The sequence below is a fragment of the Paraburkholderia sp. CNPSo 3076 genome (assembly GCF_026343935.1).
Taxonomy (GTDB): Bacteria; Pseudomonadota; Gammaproteobacteria; order Burkholderiales; family Burkholderiaceae; genus Paraburkholderia; species Paraburkholderia nodosa.
Map to the genome: position 1 here is coordinate 123583 of NZ_JAPMAL010000017.1, position 22853 is coordinate 146435.

A 22853-nucleotide genomic window follows, 5' to 3' on the forward strand; every position below is an offset into this window, starting at 1 on the left:
GGGTGTCTTCAGGCCGCGCCGCCCGATGCCGTCATACCTACGCAAAATCTGGAGACCACCCGCATGACCGCCCCCTCTTCCCCCGACCTGCCAGCGACATTCAGGCCGGGGCCACTGCGGCCCTTCGCCGACACCTCGGTCGCCACGATCGTGGCCGGCTTCGTCGCGATGATGACCGGCTACACCAGCTCGCTCGTGCTGATGTTTCAGGCCGGCCAGGCCGCGCATCTGTCCGACGCGCAGATCTCCTCGTGGATCTGGGCGCTTTCCATCGGCATGGCCTTGACCACCATCGGCCTGTCACTGTGGTTCCGCGCGCCCATCGTGATCGCGTGGTCCACGCCCGGCGCGGCGCTGCTTATCAGCTCGCTGCCGCACGTGCCTTATGCCGAGGCGATCGGCGCCTATCTCGTCTGCGCCGTGCTGCTCGCGGCCGTGGGCCTCACCGGCTGGTTCGACACGCTCATGAAGCGCGTTCCTGCGGGCATCGCGGCGGCGCTGCTCGCGGGCATCCTGTTCGAGATCGGCATCGAGATCTTCCACGCCGCGCAGGTGCAGACGCCGCTCGTGCTCACGATGTTCTTCGGCTATCTGGTCGTGAAGCGCTTCGTGCCGCGCTATGCGATCGTCGCAACGCTCGTGATCGGCATCGCCGCTGCCGCCATGCTCGGGCTGCTCGACTTCAGCCACTTCCGCGTGGCGGTGGCGCGGCCCGTGTTCACGATGCCGGCTTTCTCGCTCACGGCGGTGGTGAGCATCGGCATTCCGCTCTTCGTCGTGGCGATGGCCTCGCAGAACGTGCCCGGCATCGCCGTCCTGCGCGCCGACGGCTACGACCACACGGCCGCGCCCTCCTCGCCGCTCATCGCCACCACCGGCTTGGCCTCGCTCGTACTCGCGCCGTTCGGCTCGCACGGCGTGAACCTCGCGGCCATCACGGCGGCGATCTGCACCGGCCCGCACGCCCACGAAGACCGCACGAAGCGCTATATGGCGGCCGTGTGGTGCGGCATCTTCTACCTGGTCGCCGGCACCTTCGGCGCGACCATCGCGGCGCTGTTCGCGGCGTTCCCGCAGGCGCTCGTGGTGTCGATCGCGGCGCTCGCGCTGTTCGGCTCGATCATGAGCGGCCTCACCAACGCCATGCAGAACCCCAGGGAGCGCGAAGCCGCGCTCATCACCTTCATGGTGACCGCCTCCGGGCTCACGCTGCTCTCCATCGGCGCGGCGTTCTGGGGGCTCGTGGCGGGGGTCATCACGCAGTTCGTGCTGAACGACCGGCGCGCCTGACGCGTGCGAACCGCCGCCGCGTGCGCCTGCCAGCGCCGCTGGCACGTCGTGTGCGGCGCGTCTGGCACGCGCCCTGCCCGCGAGAAACGCAACGCCACGCGTTTCCGCCATAAAATGACGATGTGAGCTGCGCCCAGACGCGCGGCAAGATGCGCCCCACCCGGCTTCCCGCCCAATCGGCGCGGGCCGGGCCGGAACGGCGCAGCGTCTTTTTCGCTCCGCCCGGCGCGCCCCAGGTTCACGCCTGAAGCGCACCGGCCGTTCAACTCTCACCGATGCAGGCGCGCACGCGCCCACAGGGCCTGACATGACTACCGCACTCGACCAGCTCAAGCAGTACACCACCGTCGTCGCTGATACGGGCGACTTCCAGCAATTCGTGCAGTACAAGCCGCGGGACGCGACGACCAACCCGTCGCTGATCCTCAAGGCGGTCCAGAAAGCCGAGTACCGTCCGCTGCTCGAAAAAACCGTGCGCGATCACGCGAGCGAGTCGCTCGAGTCGATCATCGACCATCTGCTGATCGCGTTCGGCACCGAAATCCTCAAGATCATTCCGGGCCGCGTCTCGACCGAAGTCGATGCCCGCCTCTCGTTCGACACGAAAAAGTCGATCGACAAGGCGCACCACATCATCGACCTGTACAAGCAGGCCGGCATCGGGCGCGAGCGCGTGCTGATCAAGCTCGCCTCGACCTGGGAAGGCATTCGCGCCGCCGAAGTGCTGCAAAAGGACGGCATCCACTGCAACATGACGCTGCTGTTCTCGCTCGCGCAGGCCGCCGCGTGCGCCGAAGCGGGCGCGCAGCTGATCTCGCCGTTCGTGGGCCGCATCTACGACTGGTACAAGAAGGCCAAGGGCGCCGACTGGGACGACGCGAAGGACGGCGGCGCGAACGACCCGGGCGTGCAGTCGGTGCGCAAGATCTACGCGTACTACAAGAAGTTCGGCCACAACACCGAGGTGATGGGCGCGAGCTTCCGCAACACGAGCCAGATCGTCGAGCTGGCCGGTTGCGACCTGCTCACCATCAGCCCGGACTTGCTGCAGAAGCTCCACGACAGCAACGAGAAGGTCGAACGCAAGCTTTCGCCGGAAGCGTTCAAGGACGCGAAGATCGAGCGCGTGGCCGTGGACGAGCCGTCGTTCCGCTTCCAGCTCAACGACGACGCCATGGCGACCGAGAAGCTCGCTGAAGGCATCCGCGCGTTCGCCGCAGACGCGATCAAGCTCGAAAAGATGATCGAGGAATTGCGCGCGAAGTAATGCGCCTGCGCTCCATGCAGAGCGCATCGAAGTATCGATGACCAGGGGCCGCACATGCCGCATGTGCGGCCCTTTGTTTGACAGGCCGCCCGGCAACCGCCGTTCCCGCCCGCACTCTCGCAAACCCTGATGACACACCACTCGGTCACGCCCTTCGCGCGCGCCTAGAATCAGGGCAGCGGCGCAACCCGCCGCACGATCCGGCCCCGTGCACACCCTCGCACGAAACAGGCCGGCCAACGTCACGTCCGCAAGGAAACCGACGATGCAAATCCAGCCCTATCTCTTTTACCCCGGCAATTGCGACGAAGCGATCGCGTTTTATGGCGAAGCGCTCGGCGCGAAGGAAGTGATGAAGATGCGCTTCAAGGAAGCGCCGCCGGACCCCGCGCGCCCCATGCCGCCCGAATTCGCCGAAAAGATCATGCACGCGACACTCCAGATCGGCGACGCGCAGATCATGGTGTCCGACGGCGGCTGCATGACGCAGAACGACAAGTTCCTCGGCTTTGGCGTCTCGCTGACCGGGTCCGACATCGCCACGGCCGAACGCTATTTCAACGCGCTGGCCAAAGGCGGCACGGTCACGATGCCGTTTCAGAAGACCTTCTGGTCGCCCGGCTTCGGCATGCTGAGCGACAAGTTCGGCGTGCCGTGGATGGTCTCGGCGCCGCACGAGCAACCCGCCTGATCCACCGGCGTAACAACTGGAGAAGCGCGCCCGGCGTCACACCATGCGGTGCGTCGCGGCGCGCTCGATGTTCCAGCGCGGCTCGGTTTCGAGGAGCAGCGCGCGCAGGCGCTCCACCTGCTCCTCCACACGCAGGCTGAGCCAGTATGGCCCCTGCATCCGCGGCTCGGGGCAGCCCTGCGGCTGCGCCTGCATAGTTCCATGGACGGCCTCGCCCGCCACGTCGCCCTCGCCACTCCCCTCCATCCGTGCCGCAACCGTGCGCAGCGCCTGCTGCGCCGCCTCGGGGTGACGCCCGCCGCCGAAACGCAGCGCCCGTGCCGTGGCGAGCAGCGCACGGCGCACGGTCTCGCTGCGCTCTGCGAACGCTACGCGCACGAGTGCCTGCTCGTAGCTGCCCGTGCCCGTGCAGAGCATCTCCAGCGCGCTCAGGAGCGAGCGATGCAGGCGCTGCACCTGCTCGAGCCGCGCGAGCGGCACGCCGATCTCCTTGGCGACCGAGGGCATCAGCGCGCGCAGTTGCACGAGCCGTGCATTCAGGCGCATGAAGGTCTGCACCTGCTCGTCGGAATCGACGTGCACGCCGCCCGCCACCTGCGCGTACACGCGCGCGCATTCGCGCAGATTGTCGGCCAGGCTGTAGCGCCACGAATACGTCGCGTGCAGGGGCAAGGCAAACGAAAACACGAGCGCGATGACGATGCCGAGAATCACATTGAGCGTGCGCCAGAGTCCCGTATCGATGAGGTTGTCGCCGTGCCCCGCGACGATGCACATGGTGATGGCGGCCAGCAGCGCGACGTAGCCCGGTTTGCCGATAGCGTAGTAGCCGCACACGGCGGCGACGAGCGACATCAGCACGTAGGTGAGCCACACGGAACCGGTAATGGCCTGCACGACGATGAGCACGAGCCCGATCACGGCGCCGAGCAGCGTGCCGAGCGCGCGTTCGGCGGCCTTCTTGCGGATGTTGCCCTGGTGCTGCAGCCCGCCGATCACGACGAGCAGCGTGACCGAGGCCCAGATGCCGTGCGGAATATGGATGCCCGACGTCGCGAGAATCGAGGCGAGCATGGCCAGGCCCACGCGTACGCTGTGTATCACCTTGGCGTTGCGGTAGCGGTAGTACGGGGAAGTCAACGCGCGCCACATGCGCGCGAGGCGCGAACGGCGGCGCGGCGGGCGCAGGCGTTGCGCGCCGCTGCGCCCGCGTCGGGAGCGGGATTCGGTTTGGGATGAGGCCATGGCACGGGCTGAACGTGAGCCGGATCAGCAATCATCGTGCACCAGAAAAACAAATGCCCGCAACTGTGCGTTGCGGGCATTGGGTAAAAAACAAGCCCTGCGCAAGCCCGGCGGCATGCGCCGGGCATGAGCGGCTCAGCCCTCGACGACGTCGAGATAATCTTCCGGACGCGTGCGATCCGCGCCCTTTTGCATGCCGACGACATGCACGAGCGCCGACACGACGACCGAGACCACGAGGTTCACGATCAGCGACCACACCGCGGCGTAGCCCGGAATCGCGATGCCGAACAGGTGGATGGTGAAGATCGAGCCTGCGAGCTTGAGCGAAATGGCCATCCACGTGCCGGTCGCGATGCCCACCGCCCAGCCCACCAGCAGGCCGCGATAGTCGAGCATGCGCGTGTAGAGGCCGAGCACGATGGCGGGCAGCGTCTGGATGATCCAGATGCCGCCGAGCAGCTGCAGCTGGATCGCGTACGTGAGCGGCAGGCCCAGGATGAACGCCACCGCGCCGACCTTCACGATCAGCGAGACCAGCTTGGCGATGTTGGTCTCCTGCTCGTGATTCATGTTGCGGTTGATGAACTCCTTGTGGATGTTGCGCGTGTAGAGGTTGGCCGCTGCAATCGACATGATCGCCGCCGGCACCAGCGCGCCGATACCGATGGCCGCGAACGCCACGCCCACGAACCACGACGGGAAGAAGTGCAGGAACAGCGCCGGCACCGCGAAGTTCGGACCGAAGGCCTTGAAGTACGGCGCGAACTCCGGCATGTCCTTCACACCCGAGGCGAGCGCCATGTAGCCGAGCAGCGCGAGCAGGCCGAGCACCAGCGAGTACGCGGGCAGCATCGCCATGTTGCGGCGGATGGTGTTGCCCGACGACGACGACAGAATAGCGGTGACCGAGTGCGGGTACAGGAACAGCGCGAGCGCCGAACCCACCGCGAGTGTCGCGTAGGCGCTATAGCCGTTCAAACTCGTGGCATCCGGCGACTTGAGGAGCAGCTTGGCCGGCGGCACCGCGCCGAAGATGTGGCCGAAGCCGCCCATCTGCGCGGGAATCACGATGATCGCGACGATGATCGTGATGTAGATGAGGATGTCCTTCACCACGGCGATCATGGCCGGCGCGCGCAGGCCCGACGTGTACGTGTACGCGGCGAGAATCGCGAACGCGATGATGAGCGGCAGGTCGCCGACAAAGCCCGTCGTGTCGAAGCCGAGTGCGCCAATCACCACTTCGATACCCACCAGCTGCAGCGCGATATACGGCATGGTCGCGACGATGCCCGTCACGGCGATGGCGAGCGCGAGCATGCGGCTGCCATAGCGCGCGCTCACGAAATCGGCCGAGGTGACGTATTGATGGCGCTTCGCGACAGCCCAGAGCTTCGGGAACACGACGAACGCGAACGGATAGATCAGGATCGTGTACGGCAGCGCGAAGAAACCCATTGCGCCCGCACCGAACACGAGCGCCGGCACGGCGACGAAGGTGTACGCGGTGTAAAGGTCGCCGCCGAGCAGGAACCACGTGACGATCGTGCCGAAGCGGCGGCCGCCGAGACCCCACTCTTCGAGATGCGCGAGGTCGCCCTTGCGCCAGTTTGCGGCGAAGAAGCCGAGCACCGTGACGCCGAGGAAGAACAGAATAAAGACAATGGTTGCTGTGACGTTCATTGCGCGCCCCCTGCATCACCCTTGCTGCGGGTCTTCGTCTTGAAGTAGACGAGCGCGGTAATGACAGCGCTGATCAGCACCCAGAGAAGCTGATACCAGTAGAAAAACGGAAAGTCCCACAGAGTGGGTTCGATCCTGTTGTATGACGGCACCCAGATCATCGCGATCCAGGGGAGCAGCAAAAGCCATAGCCAATGCTTGCTTGATTTTCCGGCGTCGGCGTCGTGAGCCATGACGTCTCCTCGTTGCTTATGTAGTTATGCGGCCTTGCTTTGTTTGCGGTCCGCCGCCCGGCGTGAGGCGGCCGTTGGCCTCGCGCACGGATAGCCCGCAAGGTCCCCGAAAGCGCTGAAAAGAGTATCGGGGCCACGCCACACGGTCAAGCAGGGCGGACCCCAATTTGCACGGCGTTGTCAAGAGCCAACGGCTTGCGCCATGTCCCGATAATTGCCCGGAAATGCGCTATGCAGGCGAAAAAAAACCGGCCCTGGGACGCCCCTGAAGCCGGTTTTCTGTGCCGCAACGGCGTTACCGCCGTTCGCGCGGATCAGATCGAGAACGTCGCGCCGTTCCCGCCGCTCGATTCGCGCAGCGCCTTCACCCACTGGTGCGCCGGCAGGCCGAGCTTGCTTTCGAGCAGGCGCGCGCGCTTTTCGAGCGCATCGAAGGTGACTTCGAGCGCCGGGCCCGAGAACGCGAGCGCCACGCGATTGCCTTCGTGCACTTCGGGCAGCGCGATCACGCGGCCTTCGAAGGCTTCGTTCAGGCGCTTCACGTTGCGCACGAAACTCGGGTGGTCACCGAACAGGTTGATCGTCGCGACGCCGGCTTCGGTCAGGCACGCGCGCACGGCGCGGTAGAACGCCACGCTGTCGAGCACCGGACCGCGCGCGGTCGCGTCGTACACGTCGATCTGCAGCGCGCCGATGGTGCCGTGATTGGCGCGGTCCTGCACGAAGTCCCACGCGTCGAGCTCGCGCACGGTGAGGCGCGCGTCGTCGTACGGCAGCTCGAACATCGTGCGCGCGGCCACCACGACCGCCGGATTCAGCTCGATCGCCTCGACCTTCGCGGGGCGCAGATAGCGGTGCGCGAACTTGGTGAGCGCGGCGGCGCCCAGGCCCAGTTGCACGATGCGCTCGGGCGTGGCGAGGAACAGCAGCCAGGCCATCATCTGCTGCGCGTATTCCAGTTCGATGTGCAGCGGCTTCGCAAGACGCATCGCGCCCTGTACCCACTCCGTGCCGAAGTGCAGATAGCGCACACCGTTCTCTTCCGAGAACGTGACCGGCGCGAAACGCGGCTTGCGCGGCGCTTCGATGACCGGGGCGTTGTCGAGTTCGTCGGCTGCGGCCGCGGCGCGGCGCGGGCGCTTCGTGACCTTGGCGGTCTGGCTCGCAGTCTCGCCCGATTGCGTCGCGTGGCCGGTTTGCTTGAATGCGCGGGCCTCGGCGGAGGCGCGCTTGATGAGAGTCGTCATGTGGAAAATGGCTTGCTGTGGGGGCGCAAATGCAGGTGCATTTGCTCAGGCGACCGAGAGCATAGCATTCGCGGCGCTTCGGGCCAGATTTGGCAGGCACTTCGAGCGCCTGGCCCGCACGCGGCGCGGCGGCGTCGATCGCGCGCTCGACGGCCTCGTCGTAGTCATCGTTGCCGCTCGAACGCAGCAGCTTCACCGAGACGATGGAGCCATCCGATGCCGCACGGATCGATACGATGGCTTCCGTATCCCTCGGTATTTTCTTCGGGTTGTGGAACATGTTGCCACCCAGCTTGCAACTCACGTAGCGCTTCCATTGCCAGGCGCTCAAGGTGGTTTCCGTGGGCGGTGCGAAACCCGGCGTCGCGACGGCCGCGAGGCAGCGGTTCATGACCATCTGCGGCGAAGGGCGCACGTGCGGCCCCGCTTGCGATACGTCGTCCGAAGCGCAGGCGCCCAGCATGAGCGCCACAGGTCAAACGATCAGGGGCAGGCGTTTCCTGTTCATTTTGGTCTCGTGTCCCGGTGGTGCGGGCGCACCTCGGCGTGCGCGCGACCATGCTAGCGCGGCCCGGTTGCAGCGCGCTTACGTCTGTGTGCGCCAGCGCTCATACGCGCATCGGGGTCGCCTGTGAACGCGCTCAATGCGCGCCATCGCACGAGCTTCGCCGCGAAGTTCATCGACGCATACGCAGGACTGCTGGACGGCAGGCGCAGAATCGTCATGGGCCGCGCATGCGCGCCAAGAATGCGCTCGCCGATGCGCGCCGCGGTGCCGCCGTTGAACGCGATTGCCTCAAGGGCGGGCAGGCGCTCGACGAGCGCGACGAGATCGTTGCCCTCGTGGTCGCGGATATCGCCGTCGAGACTGCCCTCACGGCGCGCCTGCGCCACGACGTCCCACAGGCCCACGCGATTCGCACACAGCACTTTTAGCCGCGCTTCGTACTCCATCGCCACGAGATCCTCGCCGATCACCTCGCCCACGAGATGCCAGAACTTGTTCTGCTTGTGCGCGTAATACTGCTGCTGAGCAAGCGACGCCTCGCCCGGCAGACTGCCGAGGATGAGAACACGCGTGCGCGCATCGACGACGGGATCGAAGCTGCGCTTGAAAGTCATGGCAACAGACGCACAACGTTCAACGCGGCGCGTGATGCGCGCGCGAGGCGGTGTGATCGAGCGGGCCGCGTTCGCGTCCGAGATGCACGCCAGTTTCCTCGGTGAGCGGACCGCTTGCAAGGCGCGACCACAGCGCGGGCAGCATGCATTCGGTCACGAGCAGCGGCGCGCCTGCGCGCTCGAATACCGAGCGGCGCGCGACGAACGCATGCGGCGCGTGCTTCGGTTCGACCTTGATCTCGCGCGCCGCGAGTGCGTGGAGCGGATGCCGCGCGCTCACGCGCCGGCTCACGAGCGCGGAGCGCGCCACACCGCTATCACTATAGAGGAGTTCCGCGAGCGGCCGCGTGCGCAAGCTGCGCATGGCTTGCCACACGCCTTGACTCGCGGCGAGCGGCGTCACGCTGTGCGCGGCGACGAACGGCACGCCGTCGACTTCGAGCACGATCTCGCGCACCCACGCGCGCTCGCGCGGTGCGAGGCCAAGCGCGTCGCATTCGTCGGACCAGGGCATATCCACGGCTTCGCGCGTGACCCGCACAACGACGCGGCCGAGCGTGCGCAAATGCGCCGTGAGCGAACCGCCGCGCGTGAGCCAATCCTTCTGGTCGGCGCTCAAGGCGGGCAAGGGCTTGACGCGCCAATGCGCGTTTGCGGCATCGAATCGAAGAGGCATGGCGCGCATTATAGGCTGCGAGGATTTCAGTTCGCTGCGAGCGGGGCGGACCAAAGAAAAACCCCTTGCAGCGGGTAGCCGCAAGGGGTTTCGCTCATGCGAAGCCGCGCGCTTTAGCCGGCGCGGGCAATCAGCAACGCGTTCGTACGCTTCACGAAGCTGGCCGGATCTTCCAGCGCACCGCCTTCCGCCAGCAACGCCTGATCGAACAGGAGATTGCACCAGTCGCCAAAGTCCGCGCTATCGGTGCGCAGCGCCTTCACGAGCGGGTGCTCCGGGTTCACTTCGAGGATCGGCTGCATCTGCGGCGCCTGTTGTCCCGCCGCCTTCAGCATGCGCTGCAGGTAGCCGCTCATGTCGCCTTCGTCGGCCACGAGGCACGAGGGCGAATCGGTCAGGCGGAACGTGAGGCGCACGTCCTTGGCCTTGTCCTTGAGCGCTTCCTTCATGTGCTCGACGAGCGGCTTGAGTGCTTCGCTCACCTTCTCCTGCTGCTGCTTTTCCTCGTCGTTGAGCGCGCCGAGGTCGAGGTCGCCGCGCGCCACACTCGCGAGCGGCTTGCCGTCGAATTCGTTCAGGAACGACAGCATCCACTCGTCCACGCGGTCCGTGAGGAGCAGCACTTCCACGCCCTTCTTGCGGAACACTTCGAGGTGCGGGCTGTTCTTCGCGGCTTGCCACGTGTCGGCGGTGACGTAGTAGATCTTCGTCTGCTCGGGCTTCATGCGCGCAACGTAGTCGGCGAGCGCTACGGTCTGCTCGTTCGTGTCGTTGTGCGTGGACGCGAAGCGCGCAAGCTTCGCCACGCGCTCGCGATTGGCGTGATCCTCGCCAATGCCTTCCTTGAGCACCTGGCCGAATTCGGTCCAGAACGTCGTGTACTTCGCCTTGTCCTCTTCGCTTGCTTCGGCGTCCATAACAGCATTCGCCATCTCTTCGAGCATCGAGAGCACGCGCTTGGTCACGCCGTCGCGAATCGCCTTCACGTCGCGGCTTTCCTGGAGGATTTCGCGCGAGACGTTGAGCGGCAGATCGCTCGAATCGACGACGCCCTTCACGAAGCGCAGATAGTTCGGCAGCAGTTGCTCGGCGTCGTCCATGATGAACACGCGCTTCACGTAAAGCTTCAGACCGCTCTTGTGATCGCGGTTCCACAGGTCGAACGGCGCATGCGACGGCACGTAAAGAAGCTGCGTATATTCGCTGCGGCCTTCCACCCGGTTATGCGTCCACGCGAGCGGATTCTGATGGTCGTGCGCGAGGTGCTGATAGAACTGCTGATACTGCTCGTCGCTGATCTCGCTCTTCGAACGCGTCCACAGCGCGCTCGCCTGGTTGATGGTCTCGTACTCGTCCTGCGTGACCATCTCGCTCTTTTCGGCGTCCCATTCTTCCTTCTTCATCTCGATGGGCAGGCCGACGTGATCCGAATACTTCTGGATGATCGACTTGATCTTCCATGCGGAAAGCAGCTCTTCCTCGCCTTCGCGCAGATGCAGCGTGATCGTCGTGCCGCGCTGCGCGCGCTCGATCGTCTCGACGGCGAACTCGCCCTCTCCCGCGCTCGTCCAGCGCACGCCCTCGGCGGCCGCCAGGCCCGCCCGGCGGCTTTCCACGGTGATCTTGTCCGCGACGATGAAGCCCGAATAAAAGCCCACGCCGAACTGGCCGATCAGCGCCGCGTCCTTCTGCTGGTCGCCCGAGAGCTTGCCGAAGAATTCCTTCGTGCCCGAGCGCGCGATCGTGCCGAGGTTCGAGACGGCTTCGTCATGGCTCATGCCGATGCCGTTGTCGTCGATCGTGATGGTGCGCGCTTCCTTATCGAAGCCCACGCGGATACGCAGGTTCGGATCGTTCTCGTAGAGCGCACTGTTCGCGATCGCCTCGAAGCGCAGCTTGTCCGCCGCGTCCGATGCGTTCGAGATCAGCTCGCGCAGGAAGATTTCCTTGTTGCTGTACAGCGAATGGATCATCAGGTGCAGAAGCTGTTTCACTTCTGCCTGGAAGCTCATGGTTTCTTGTGCCATGGTCGAGAGTCCTCTTTCGTTACAGTTCACGTCTGACAAATTTATGGCCGCGAGTTCGCAGTCGAATCGCGGCGCGCCGCCCGCCCAGTTGGGGACAGACGGCGCCGGTTTCAAGAGCCGCCACGCACGAATTCACGCTTGCGCGCCGCCGCCGCGCCGGGCCACGCCTTCGAGATAGTCGGCGAGGAACGCGGGCAGCACCGGGTCGCCGCAGTTGGCGATGTTGAAGCGCATCCACGTGGTCGGCGACTGGTGCGGCGAGAACAGGCTCCCCGGCGTGAGCAGGAAGCCCGCTTCGTGGCCCGCCGCGGTGAGCGCGTCCGCGTCGACGCCGGTGTCCGCCCACAGGAACATACCGGCGCCCGGCGCCGCGAAGAGGCGCAAGCCGGCGCGCTCCAGCATGCGCGCGGCCTTGTCGCGCACGCCATCCAGCCGCCCGCGCAGGCGCTCCACGTGACGCCGGTAGTGGCCCTCCGTGAGCACGCGGTAGAGCACGCGTTCGTTGAGTTCCGGGCTCGTCATGCCGACGAGCATTTTCTGGTCCGCCACCGCCTGGGTCACGTCGAGCGCACTCGCGATATAGCCCACGCGCAGGTTCGGCGCGAGCGTCTTCGAAAAGCTGCCGAGGTAGATCACGCGGCGAAGCTGGTCGAGGCTCGCGAGGCGCGTGGCCGGATAGCCCGCCGGGCACAGGTCGCCGTAGACATCGTCTTCCACGACAATGAAGTCGTACTGTTCGGCAAGCCGCAGAATCCGGAACGCCTGCGCGGCGGACAGCGAGGTGCCCGTGGGGTTTTGCAGCACCGAATTGATGACGAGCATTTTCGGGCGCCAGGTCTCGACCAGCGCTTCGAGCGCGTCGAGGTCCGGCCCTTCGGGCGTGTACGGCATGCCGACGAGCCGCGCGCCCTGCGAGGCGAAGCGGCCGAACATCTGGAACCACGCGGGGTCGCCCACGATCACCGTGTCGCCGGGCTGCACATAGATGCGCGCAAGCAGATCGATCGCCTGGGTGATGCCCGAAACAAGGACGATCTGCTCGGGCGTCGCGCCGATCTCGAGTTCCGCCATGCGCGTCTGGAGTTGCTGACGCAGCGGCAGGAAGCCTTGCGGCGAGCCGAAGCCGAGCAGTTGCGTGCCGCTCTGGCGGCCAAGCGAGCGCATCGCGCCGGTCAGCAGCTCGCCGTCCAGCCAGCGCGCGGGCAGATAACCCAGACCCGGCCCTTTTTCTGGCCGCGTGGACGTATGAAGCATGTTGCGCAGCAGCCAGACCACGTCGATGGTGGGCGGCGCGGGAGCGGCAACCGCGTCGGCGCGCGCCGGCGCGCCCGCGGCCACCGGCTGGCGTTCGCCGCCCGCGACGAGCGCCAATCGCTCGCGCACGTAAAACCCGGAACCGCGCCGCGAGTCGAGATAGCCCTGCGCGACCAGACGCTCGTACGCCTCGACCACGGTGAAGCGCGACACGCCCTTGTCGAGCGCGAGCTTGCGGATGGACGGCATGCGCATGCCGGCGCGGAATACACGCTCCTCGATGCGGCGGCGGCCCCACTGCACGAGCTGGTCGACGAGCGTGAGCGTGGCCGCGTCATGCGGGGCGGGAATCTGGTCTAGCGGTACGGAGGACATGAGGACTCCCTGAACTCGAACTGTACAGAGCACTATCGGGCCGATTGTACCGTTACTGTCTGCAGCCATACCGGTACATTTGATCGCATGCGTACCGGTAAGGATTCGGTGGAAGCGTCGACACACTGTTCAGGCGCACGCTCCGGCCCTCTTCCTTCCGGCCCCTGGAAACGTCTGGCTCCGATCGCTCGCCCATGAACGCCTCGCCGCTTCGCCTCGATCATCTCGTCGTTGCCGCGCGCACGCTGGAAGAAGGCGTGCAGTACGTGAGCGACGCGCTCGGCGTCGCGCCCACGGGCGGCGGCGCTCATCCGCTCATGCGCACGCACAACCGTCTGCTCGGGCTGTGGGGCGGCGTGTATCTCGAAGTCATCGCCGTCGATCCGGCCGCGAAAAGTGGAACAAGCAGTGCAGCGAACGCCCGCGCGCGCCTCTTCGCGCTCGACGACCCTGCCGTCCAGGCGCGCCTCGAACAGGGGCCGTACCTGTCGCATTGGGTGGCACGCGTCGATCCGCCGAAGAGCCTCGCGCGCTGGCGCGAGCAGTATCCCAAGCGCATTCCCGCGCTCGTGCCGATGACGCGCGGCGACTTCTCGTGGCAGCTCACGGTGCCGGAAAGCGGCGCCTTCCCGGCCTGGCAAGGCGCGGGCGACGGCATTCTGCCCTCGCTGATCCAGTGGGACACGGCGCATCATCCGTCGCAGGTGCTGGCCGATACCGGCATCGCGCTCATCTCGCTCACCGGCTTTCACCACGAGGCGCAAGCGGCGCGCGAGCAGCTTCAGTGGCTCGGCGCGGCGCGTCTGATCGCCGTGGAGGAAGCCCTCTCGCCCGCGCTCGTCGCGCAGTTCGAAACCCCGTCCGGTCCGCGCACGCTCGGCGCGCCGGCACGCTGATCCGTCGAGCGCAAAGTCCCGCATGAAAGCACGCGAAACCCAAGGCATGCTGCTCGGCCTCGTCGGCGTCATGATCTTCAGCCTGACGCTGCCGATGACGCGCATCGTCGTCGCCGAATTCCACCCGCTTTTGAACGGCCTCGGCCGCGCGCTCGCCGCCGCCGTGCCGGCCGCGCTGCTGCTCGCCATCCGTCGGGAGACATGGCCTACCTGGCCGCAGGTCAAGAGCCTCGCCGTGGTGTCGCTTGGCGTGATCGTCGCGTTTCCGGTCTTTTCCGCCTTTGCGATGAAGACCGTGCCCGCCTCGCACGGCGCCATCGTCAACGGGCTGCAGCCGCTCGCCGTGGCGATTTACGCCGCCTGGCTCTCGCATGAGCGCCCCTCGAAGGCGTTCTGGGCCAGCGCGCTGCTCGGCAGTGCGCTCGTGATTGCGTTCGCGCTCCAGGCGGGCGGCGGCTCGCTGCACGCGGGCGACGCGTGGATGCTCATCGCGGTGGGCATCGGCGCGCTCGGCTACGCCGAAGGTGCGCGCCTCGCCCGCCAGCTCGGCGGCTGGCAGGTGATCTGCTGGGCGCTCGTGCTCTCGGCGCCGTTCCTCGCGCTGCCGGTAGGCTGGCTCGCTTGGGCGCATCATGTGGCGCATCCCGGCCCCGTCGCGCTCAAGACCTGGCTCGCCTTCGGCTACGTCACGCTGTTTTCGCAGTTCATCGGCTTTTTCGCGTGGTACGCGGGGCTCGCCATGGGCGGCACGGCGCGCGTGGGCCAGGTGCAGCTGCTGCAGATTTTCTTCACGATGGCGTTCTCGGCGCTCTTCTTCGGCGAGCAGGTCGCGCCCTCGGCGTGGCTCTATGCCGCTGCGGTGATCGCCACAGTCGTGCTGGGCCGCCGCGCGGCGATCCGCATGGCCCCGGCGCCAGCGCGCGCATGAGCCGGTTTCGCGTCATAATTAAAGGTTTTCGGCGGCATCCGGCGGCGCGTGATCGCGCCCCATGCCGCCACTGACTCTGTCACTCGCCCCACCCCAACAAGGAGACCCCATGGACCAGAGCGATCTCAAGGCCGCGCCCGCGTGGCAACTGTCCGAGCGTGCAATCAAGCTGACCAGCTCGGCAATTCGCGAAATCCTGAAGGTCACCGAGCGTCCCGAAGTCATTTCGTTCGCGGGCGGGCTGCCCGCGCCGGCCAGCTTCCCGGCCGAGGAAATGCGCGCCGCCGCCGACCGCATCCTGCGCGACGATCCCTCGGGCGCCCTCCAGTACAGCGCGACCGAAGGCTATATGCCGCTGCGCGAATGGGTCGCCGCGCGCCACTCGGTAGGCGGCGTGAAAGTGCGTCCCTCGCAGGTGCTCATCACCACGGGTTCGCAGCAGGCGCTCGACCTGATCGGCAAGGTACTGGTCTCGCCCGACAGCCCCGTGCTCGTCGAGACGCCCACCTACCTCGGCGCGCTGCAGTCGTTCTCGCTTTACGAGCCGAAGTACGTCCAGGTTCCGACCGACGAGAAGGGCCTCGTGCCCGAGGGCCTCACGCCCGAACTCACGGCCGGCGCGCGCCTGCTCTACGCGATCCCGAACTTCCAGAACCCCACGGGCCGCCGCCTGCCGCTCGAGCGCCGCCAGGCGCTCGCGGAGTTCGCGAAGCACTCGCCCTTCCCCGTGATCGAAGACGACCCCTACGGCGCGCTGCTCTACGCGGGCGAGCCGCTGCCGACGGTGCACTCGCTCGCGCCCGAGCATGTCGTGCATCTGGGCTCGTTCTCGAAGATCCTGGCCCCGGGCCTGCGCGTGGGCTACATCATTGCGCCCGAAGACCTGCACTTCAAGCTCGTGCAGGCCAAGCAGGCCACCGACCTGCACACGCCGAGCTTCACGCAGCGCATCGTCTACGAGGTGGTGAAGGACGGCTTCCTCGACACGCACATCCCGAAGGTGCGCGCACTCTATCGCGACCAGTGCGAGGCGATGCTCGACTCGCTCAAGCGCAACATGCCCGAAGGCGTGAGCTGGAACCGCCCCGAAGGCGGCATGTTCATCTGGGTGACGCTACCCTCGAACATCGACAGCATGAAGCTGCTGGCCGAAGCCGTCGCGCAGAACGTGGCCTTCGTGCCCGGCGCGCCGTTCTTCGCCGACGAGCCGCAACACAACAAGCTGCGCCTGTCGTTCGTCACGGTGCCGCCCGCGAAGATCGAAGAAGGCGTCGCAAAGATCGCGGCCCTGATCCGCGCGCACGCCTGACGCATGCCTGGACACGCCTGGCGCAACGCCAGGCTTTATCCGACTCAACACCCGAACGAGGAATCCTGACCATGGCTGACATCAACATCTACGACCGTCTCGAACAGCTCGGCATCACCCTGCCCCAGGCAGGCGCGCCCGCCGCGGCCTACGTGATGAGCGCCCAGAGCGGCAACACGGTGTACCTGTCGGGTCACATCGCGAAGAAGGACGGCAAGGTGTGGGCCGGCAAGTTGGGCGAGTCGCTCACGACCGAGGAAGGCAAGGCCGCCGCGCGCTCGATCGCGATCGACCTGCTCGCCACGCTGCACGCCCACACGGGCGACCTCAACAAGGTCAAGCGCGTGGTCAAGCTCATGAGCCTCGTGAACTCGACGCTCACCTTCACCGAACAGCACGTCGTCACGAATGGCGCTTCGGAGCTGATCGCCGACGTATTCGGCGAGAAGGGCAAGCACGCACGCTCGGCCTTCGGCGTCGCGCAGATTCCGCTTGGCGCATGCGTCGAGATCGAGCTGATCGCCGAAGTCGAGTAAGCAACATCAGCGAGCTTTGATAAGGTGCGCGGACCTGCATCGAGGTCCGCGCACTGGCTCGCATTTTTCTGTTGTGCGTTCGCGCAACCCGGCGCGCCTCTTGCGTCGCCCCCCTTCCACGATCGTCCCGCCATGACCCAGCCCAGCGTCCGCTTCAAACAGGTCGACGTCTTCACGTCGGTACCCTTCAAGGGCAACCCGCTCGCCGTGGTGTTCGACGCCGAAAGCTTGAGCGGCGATGAGATGCAGGCCATCGCGCGCTGGACGAATCTCTCGGAAACCAGCTTCCTGCTCGCCCCCACCGACGCACGCGCCGACTACCGCGTGCGCATCTTCACGACCAAGGGCGAGCTGCCCTTCGCGGGCCATCCGACACTCGGCACGGCGCACGCGTTCCTTGAAAGCGGCCGCACGCCGAAGACGCCTGGCCGCCTCGTGCAGGAATGCGGCGCCGGTCTCATCGATCTGGCCGCCGCAGAGAACGGCGCATGGGCCTTCGCCGCGCCGCCCGCGCGCGTGACGCCGCTCGCCGCCGCGCAGTTCGACGCATTGCGCGCGGCGCTGCGCCCGGACGCCATCGACTTCACGGCCGCGCCCTGCGGCGTCGACAACGGCGCGCCATGGCTCGTCGTGCGCCTCGCGTCGGCGCAAGCGGTGCTCGCGCTCGACGTCGACTACGAGGAGATCGAAGCGGTTGCCGCGAGCGTAGGCGCACACGGCGTGGCCGCCTACGGCCCGCATGAGGCCGATGGTCCCGCAACCTTCGAAGTGCGCTGCCTCATGACCGGCCTGGGCAAGGGCGAAGACCCCGTCACCGGCAGCGCAAACGCCGCCATCGCCATGCTGCTCGAACAGCAGAACCGGCGTCCGGGCGCGCGCTATACCGTGCGTCAAGGCACGGCGCTCGGGCGCGACGGGCGCGTGCGCGTCGAATATGACGATGCGGCGAAACAGATCTGGATTGGCGGCCATTCGGTGACGGTCGTCGACGGGACCTGCCGGCTCGGCTAAGCGCCCCGCGCCTCATGCACGGTGCATAGGTGCGATGCACCGCCTCGCACCTATGCACCGCACATGGGCATCACGTGCGTGTTGAGGCGACCCTCGCGTATACCCGAGGGACCACAGCTTCCTTAATCATTCCCCAACCAGTAATATCGAAACATTGGACGCATGCCGCGTCCGGCGTTCATTGCTCGCGCGCAATGCGCGTATTCCCCTGCCAATCCGTTATTCATGCCGCCGATTCAACCGAGCGCATCATTGCCGTTCTGGCCGCCGCATCCGCGGTGTGAGCTCACGCGCCTACGGCGGCCGCGATGAGCACCAACCGGGGTCCGTTCTCGCGCGATTCGAACATGCGCAACGCGCCCGGCCCGGCATACACGCGTCCGCGCGCGCTGCTCGCCATTCCGCTGCTCGGCGTTCTGGTGCTCGTGCTGCTGTGGGCGGTCATCTTCACGCGTCTGTCGGTCGAGAAGGAAGCGACCCTGCGCGAAGCCACGGCCTCGGCGGCGATCCTCTCGGCGGCGCTCGAACAGCACACCGTCAAGGCGATCCACCAGGTCGACCAGATCACGCGCTTCGTGAAGTACGAGTTCGAAAAATCGCCGGGCCGCTTCGATCTCGGGAGCACGGTCGAAAAGGGAGTCGTGCAGAGCGACTCGCTCGTGCAGGTGTCGATCATCGACGAGCACGGCACGCTCGTCGCCAACACGGCCGACCCGAATCCCAAGCCCATCGACCTCTCGGACCGCGAGCACTTCAAGGTGCACGAACACGAGAACGACGACCAGCTCTATATCAGCAAGCCGGTGCTCGGCCGCGTGTCCGGCCACTGGACCCTGCAGATGACGCGCCGCCTCAATCACCCGGACGGCTCGTTCGCGGGCGTGGTGGTGGTCTCGGAAGACCCGAGCTACTTCACGAGCGACTTCTACAACAACGCCGCGATCGGCCGTGACGGCGTGATCGCCGTGATCTCGGACAGCGGCGCCGTGCTCGCGCGCCGCACGGGCAGCGCCGAGCGCGCGAACGGCACGTTCTCCGCGAGCGGCGTGTATCCCATTTCCGAGCATGTGTCGGGCACCTACGTCGACCCGATCGATCACGTCACGCGCATCGTCTCGTACCGCCATATCGATGGCTATCCGCTCGCCGTGCTGGTCGGTCTCTCGCAGACCGAGGAATTCGCCGACTACAACCACACACGCGACGTCTACCTGATGATGGCGACGTTCATCTCGCTCGCCATGCTCTCGTTCTTCGCTGTGGCCACGGGACTGATCGGCAAGCTGCTCGGGCGCGAGCGCGAGATGTCGCAACTCGTGCAGTACGACCTGCTCACGGGCCTGCCCAACCGCTACGCCACGCTGCAGCGTCTGCGCCATGAAGTCTCGCAGCCGGGCAACCTCGGGCGGCTCGCCATCCTCTTCATCGACCTCGACAACTTCAAGACGGTCAACGACACGCTCGGCCACAACGCAGGCGACATCGTGCTGCAAATGAGCGCCGCGCGCCTCGCCGACGCCGTAGGCGGCGCGGGCACGCTCGCGCGCATCGGCGGCGACGAGTTCGTGGTGATCGTGAAGGGCGACGACATCGAAAAACGCGCCATCGCGCTCGCCGAGGCCACCAATGCCGCGTTCACGCATCCGTTCGACGTGCGCGGCAGCGCCTTCGTGCTGCACGCGAGCACGGGCATCGCGCTCTTCGCGGTCGCGCACGAAAGCGAAATCGATCTGCTCAAGAAGGCCGACCTCGCGATGTACGCCGCCAAGGAGGCCGGGCGCAACTGCTTTCGCTTCTACTCGCCGCAGCTCGCCCACCGCGCCGACCACCTGATGAAGTGGGAGCAGCAGCTGCGCGTCGCGCTCGCCGAGGACCAGCTCTTCCTCGCCTACCAGCCGAAGATCGATCTGCGCCGGCGCTGCATCACGGGCTTCGAGGCTCTGGTGCGCTGGAACCACCCGCAATACGGGCTCATTCCTGCAGGCGAATTCATTCCCGTGGCCGAATCCACGGGCCTCATCGTGCCGGTAGGCGACTTCGTGATCCGCACCGCGTGCGCGCAGCTCGCGCAGTGGCAACAGCAGGGCTACGAGTCGCTCACGCTCGCCATCAACATCTCGGCGGTGCAGTTCTGGCGCGGCGACCTGTACGAGACCGTGGCGCGCGCAATCGAAGAGACCGGCATTGCCGCGCACCGGCTCGAACTCGAGATCACCGAAACCGCGATGATGGAGTACCCCGAGCTGGTATCGGAGAAGATCTTCGCGTTGAAGCGCCTTGGCGTGCGCGTCGCGCTCGACGACTTCGGCACCGGCTATTCGTCGCTCTCCTACCTGAACCGCTTCGCCGTCGACACGCTCAAGGTCGACCGCTCGTTCGTGCAGGCCATTCCCGCGGACCGCAGCGTGTGCGTGATGGTCTCGGCGATCGTCAATCTCGCGCGCTCGCTCGGGCTCACGGTGGTCGTCGAGGGCACCGAAACCGAAGAGCAGATCGCGTGGCTCTCCGCGCTCGGCCCGATCGAGGCTCAGGGCTTCCTGTTCTCGCGCCCCGTGCCCGTGGAAGGCGTGGCCGCGCTGATCGAACGCTTCGGCGTGTGCAGCGCGACGCCGCCGGCGGCCACGCAAGCCGCACGCGAAGATCGCCGCAACGAGCGCCTGAGCGACACGCCGCAATCGCGCTAACGCCTGGCCATTGCGCAGGTTGCGGATTTTCCACACGTTTTCCAGTGACCTGCGCGAACGGCGTGCCTTCGCGCACAGACCCGCACGGACCTCCGCACGCATGATGCAGCCATGCAAACCCGCACCGACGAAGCGATCGCGGCGCCAATCCGCGACCATCACGAACCGCTCTTGACGCTCTTTCGCGTCGTGCTGACCGTGTCCGCGGTCTCATGGGGCGGCCTCGCGCTCATGGCGCAACTCGAGCAGCACTACGTGGAGCGCGAAGCGCGGCTCACCCAAACGGCGTTCTCGGATCTGATCGCGCTCGCCTGGATGGTGCCAGGGCCGGTGGGCTGCAACGTCGCGGTGCAACTCGGCCACGCGCTGCGCGGACGCGCGGGCGCCTGGGTCGCGGGCGTGGCGAGCGTGCTGCCCTTCTTCGCGCTGATGACGCTGTTCGCCATTTTCTACCGCACGCCGCTCGTGCATGCGGTCGCCTCGCGCACGCTGCTCGACCATTTCAGCGTGGTGCTCGCCATGCTGATCGGCGTGACCTGGTATCGGCAAACGCGTGCGCTCGTGCGCGGCCCGCTCGAATGGGGCGTGGCGCTCGCGGCCTGCGCGGCCCTCGCGCTCGCGGCGAGCGGCGCGGCCTACGTGGCGATTCTGCTCGCCGCATTTGCCGCGGGCTGGCTCGCGAGCCCCGTGCCTTCGCAGCGGCTCGAATTGCGCGTGACGCGGCGCGACCTGCAGTTGCTCGCCGCGCTTGCCGCGCTGATCGTCGTGTTCGCGCTGCCGCTGCCGCATCGGCTCGACTCGGCGCTGCTCTGGCCGCGTCTCGCAGGCGCAGGCATGACGCTGTTCGGCGGCGGCTTTTCGGCGCTGCCCGTGTTGAAAACGCTGTTCGTCACGCCCGCGGTCGGCATCACCAACGACGACTTCACGCTGGCGTTCACGCTCTCACCGCTGTCGCCCGGGCCGCTCCTGAACGTGGTGCCCTTCTTCGGCTATCTCGTCGATGGCTGGGTCGGCGCGCTCGTCGCCACACTCGCGCTGTTCGTGCCGTCGGGCTGCCTCGTCGTCCTTGCGCGGCGGCACCTGCACCGCATGAAGGCGAACCCGCGCTTCGAGCACGCCATGCGCGTGCTGCGCGCCGCGACCACCGCGTTTCTCGCGATCGCCGTCTGGCACATCGCGCGGCACGTGCCGCTGCATCCGCCGTATCTGCTGACGGCCGTCTTCTCGGCGATGTGCTTCGGCAAGCTCAAGCTCCCCGCTTACGCGGTCTACGCGACGGTAGGACTCGCGTGCGGGGCGTGGCTGCTGCTCGCCTGACGCGCGCGTTCACGCGCCGATCAGCGCGCTCCCGTAAAACCGCCGAAGAACGCGCGCGCGTTGTCTTCGAGGCTTGCGAGGTGATAGCCGCCTTCCTGCACGATCACCGAAGGCAGGCCGAGCGCGCCGATCGCCGTGCCGAGCCGGCCAAAGCCCTCAGTGGTCACGGCGACTTTCGACTGCGGATCGTCCTTGTAGATGTCGAAGCCGAGCGCAAGCACGAGCGCGTCCGGCTCGAAGCGCTTGAGCACGCGCAGCGCCGCTTCCACGCGCTCGAAGAAGTCGGCTTCGGATGCGCCATGCGGCATCGGCAGATTGACGTTGTAGCCCTCGCCTGGACCGTTGCCGCGCTCTTCCTCGTAGCCCGCGACCACGGGATAGAAGTTGGTCGGATCGCCGTGGATCGAAATGTAGAGCACGTCGCTGCGGCCGTAGAAGATCTCCTGGACGCCCTGGCCGTGGTGCATGTCGGTGTCGAGGATCGCCACGCGCTTGAAGTGGCTGCGCAGCGACTGCGCCGCGATGGCCGCGTTGTTCAGATAGCAGAAACCTCCCGCCGCGTCAGCACGGGCATGATGGCCGGGCGGACGCGAGAGCGCGTACGACTCGCGCGCGCCCTCGTTCACGCACGCCGCCGCCGCCAACGCGCTTTGCGCCGACCAGTAGGCCGCACGCCAGGTGTTCGCGCCAATGGGACAGCTACCATCCGCGAGATAGCGCGCCGCCTGTGCGAGCACGCCGCGCAGCGGATTCGGCTCGCGCACGTAGATGTTCGACATCACCTCTTCGCCCCAATCTTCGGGCACGCGCTTCCATTCGGTGTGCGCTTCTTCGAGAAAGCGCAGATAGTTCATGTCGTGCACGGCGGCGATGGGCGCAGTGCCGAAGTCGGCGGGCGCCTGCACGTCGAAGCCAAGCGAGCGCGCCGCGGCAACGAGATGCTCGGCGCGCTGCGGCACTTCCTGCGGCTCACGCAACTGGCCGCGCGAGAAATAGCCGCGCGGATGATGCAGCAGCTGATCGGGGTGAAACCAGGTTTTCATGTTCAGTTCTCCTTCT

At 66.6% G+C, this 22853-nt stretch carries 19 protein-coding genes and 1 pseudogene; 10 read left to right on the forward strand and 10 right to left on the reverse strand.

All coding sequences use genetic code 11. From position 1 onward, the window contains the following. Nucleotides 1–63: 63 nt before the first annotated feature. The 3 genes from M3A49_RS20920 (at nt 64) to M3A49_RS20930 (ending at nt 3248) form a co-directional block, all read left to right on the forward strand. Entirely contained in the window at nt 64–1290 is a 1227-nt protein-coding gene (locus M3A49_RS20920) for a benzoate/H(+) symporter BenE family transporter (RefSeq protein WP_266230663.1), read from the forward strand. Between the two features lie 307 nt (nt 1291–1597). After that, nucleotides 1598–2557 (forward strand): transaldolase, encoded by a 960-nt coding sequence (gene tal / locus M3A49_RS20925; RefSeq protein ID WP_254355809.1) that lies wholly within the window; start codon nt 1598–1600, stop codon nt 2555–2557. A gap of 265 nt (nt 2558–2822) precedes the next feature. After that, nucleotides 2823–3248, forward strand: a complete 426-nt coding sequence (locus M3A49_RS20930) for a VOC family protein (protein WP_254355808.1) — start codon at nt 2823–2825, stop codon at nt 3246–3248. Between the two features lie 36 nt (nt 3249–3284). On the opposite strand, the gene M3A49_RS20935 is transcribed toward M3A49_RS20930, so the two are convergent. From M3A49_RS20935 to M3A49_RS20970, 9 genes and pseudogenes are all read right to left on the reverse strand, one after another. Next, complete coding sequence (locus M3A49_RS20935) at nt 3285–4400, reverse strand: FUSC family protein (RefSeq protein ID WP_266230704.1); 1116 nt, start codon at nt 4398–4400, stop codon at nt 3285–3287. A 228-nt stretch (nt 4401–4628) separates the two neighbouring features. Beyond that, nucleotides 4629–6179 (reverse strand): monocarboxylate uptake permease MctP, encoded by a 1551-nt coding sequence (gene mctP, locus M3A49_RS20940; RefSeq protein WP_266230664.1) that lies wholly within the window; start codon nt 6177–6179, stop codon nt 4629–4631. Then, complete coding sequence (locus tag M3A49_RS20945; protein WP_266230665.1) at nt 6176–6412, reverse strand: DUF3311 domain-containing protein; 237 nt, start codon at nt 6410–6412, stop codon at nt 6176–6178. Before M3A49_RS20945 ends, mctP begins: the two co-directional genes overlap by 4 nt. Nucleotides 6413–6726: 314 nt before the next feature. Next, nucleotides 6727–7659: a spermidine synthase gene (locus M3A49_RS20950; protein WP_266230666.1), complete on the reverse strand. Its 933-nt coding sequence runs from the start codon at nt 7657–7659 to the stop codon at nt 6727–6729. A 133-nt stretch (nt 7660–7792) separates the two neighbouring features. Continuing rightward, nucleotides 7793–8122 (reverse strand): annotated as a pseudogene (locus M3A49_RS42700) (energy transducer TonB); the annotation flags it as partial. Nucleotides 8123–8220: 98 nt separating this feature from the next. Then, nucleotides 8221–8781, reverse strand: a complete 561-nt coding sequence (locus M3A49_RS20955) for a DNA-deoxyinosine glycosylase (protein ID WP_266230667.1) — start codon at nt 8779–8781, stop codon at nt 8221–8223. Between the two features lie 19 nt (nt 8782–8800). Further along, nucleotides 8801–9457, reverse strand: a complete 657-nt coding sequence (locus M3A49_RS20960) for a chorismate--pyruvate lyase family protein (RefSeq protein ID WP_266230668.1) — start codon at nt 9455–9457, stop codon at nt 8801–8803. Nucleotides 9458–9570: 113 nt separating this feature from the next. Then, entirely contained in the window at nt 9571–11484 is a 1914-nt protein-coding gene (gene htpG, locus M3A49_RS20965; protein WP_266230669.1) for a molecular chaperone HtpG, read from the reverse strand. Nucleotides 11485–11616: 132 nt separating this feature from the next. Next, nucleotides 11617–13113: a PLP-dependent aminotransferase family protein gene (locus M3A49_RS20970; RefSeq protein ID WP_266230670.1), complete on the reverse strand. Its 1497-nt coding sequence runs from the start codon at nt 13111–13113 to the stop codon at nt 11617–11619. A 194-nt stretch (nt 13114–13307) separates the two neighbouring features. On the opposite strand from M3A49_RS20970, the gene M3A49_RS20975 reads away from it, so the two are divergent. The 7 genes from M3A49_RS20975 to M3A49_RS21005 all read left to right on the forward strand — a co-directional run bounded on the left by M3A49_RS20975 (nt 13308) and on the right by M3A49_RS21005 (nt 21794). Beyond that, nucleotides 13308–14009: a VOC family protein gene (locus M3A49_RS20975; protein WP_266230671.1), complete on the forward strand. Its 702-nt coding sequence runs from the start codon at nt 13308–13310 to the stop codon at nt 14007–14009. A gap of 22 nt (nt 14010–14031) precedes the next feature. Further along, nucleotides 14032–14937: a DMT family transporter gene (locus M3A49_RS20980; protein ID WP_266230672.1), complete on the forward strand. Its 906-nt coding sequence runs from the start codon at nt 14032–14034 to the stop codon at nt 14935–14937. Nucleotides 14938–15046: 109 nt separating this feature from the next. Further along, nucleotides 15047–16246, forward strand: a complete 1200-nt coding sequence (locus M3A49_RS20985; protein ID WP_266230673.1) for a PLP-dependent aminotransferase family protein — start codon at nt 15047–15049, stop codon at nt 16244–16246. Nucleotides 16247–16317: 71 nt separating this feature from the next. Next, entirely contained in the window at nt 16318–16782 is a 465-nt protein-coding gene (locus M3A49_RS20990) for a RidA family protein (RefSeq protein ID WP_069265377.1), read from the forward strand. Between the two features lie 132 nt (nt 16783–16914). Further along, entirely contained in the window at nt 16915–17793 is an 879-nt protein-coding gene (locus M3A49_RS20995; protein ID WP_266230674.1) for a PhzF family phenazine biosynthesis protein, read from the forward strand. Nucleotides 17794–18140: 347 nt separating this feature from the next. After that, on the forward strand, nt 18141–20477 hold the full coding sequence (locus M3A49_RS21000; protein WP_416338988.1) for an EAL domain-containing protein: 2337 nt from the start codon (nt 18141–18143) through the stop codon (nt 20475–20477). 111 nt (nt 20478–20588) lie between these two features. Then, on the forward strand, nt 20589–21794 hold the full coding sequence (locus M3A49_RS21005; RefSeq protein WP_266230676.1) for a chromate transporter: 1206 nt from the start codon (nt 20589–20591) through the stop codon (nt 21792–21794). A 20-nt stretch (nt 21795–21814) separates the two neighbouring features. Here M3A49_RS21005 and M3A49_RS21010 read toward each other — a convergent pair whose 3' ends face one another. Beyond that, entirely contained in the window at nt 21815–22837 is a 1023-nt protein-coding gene (locus M3A49_RS21010; protein WP_266230677.1) for a histone deacetylase family protein, read from the reverse strand. Nucleotides 22838–22853: the final 16 nt, after the last annotated feature.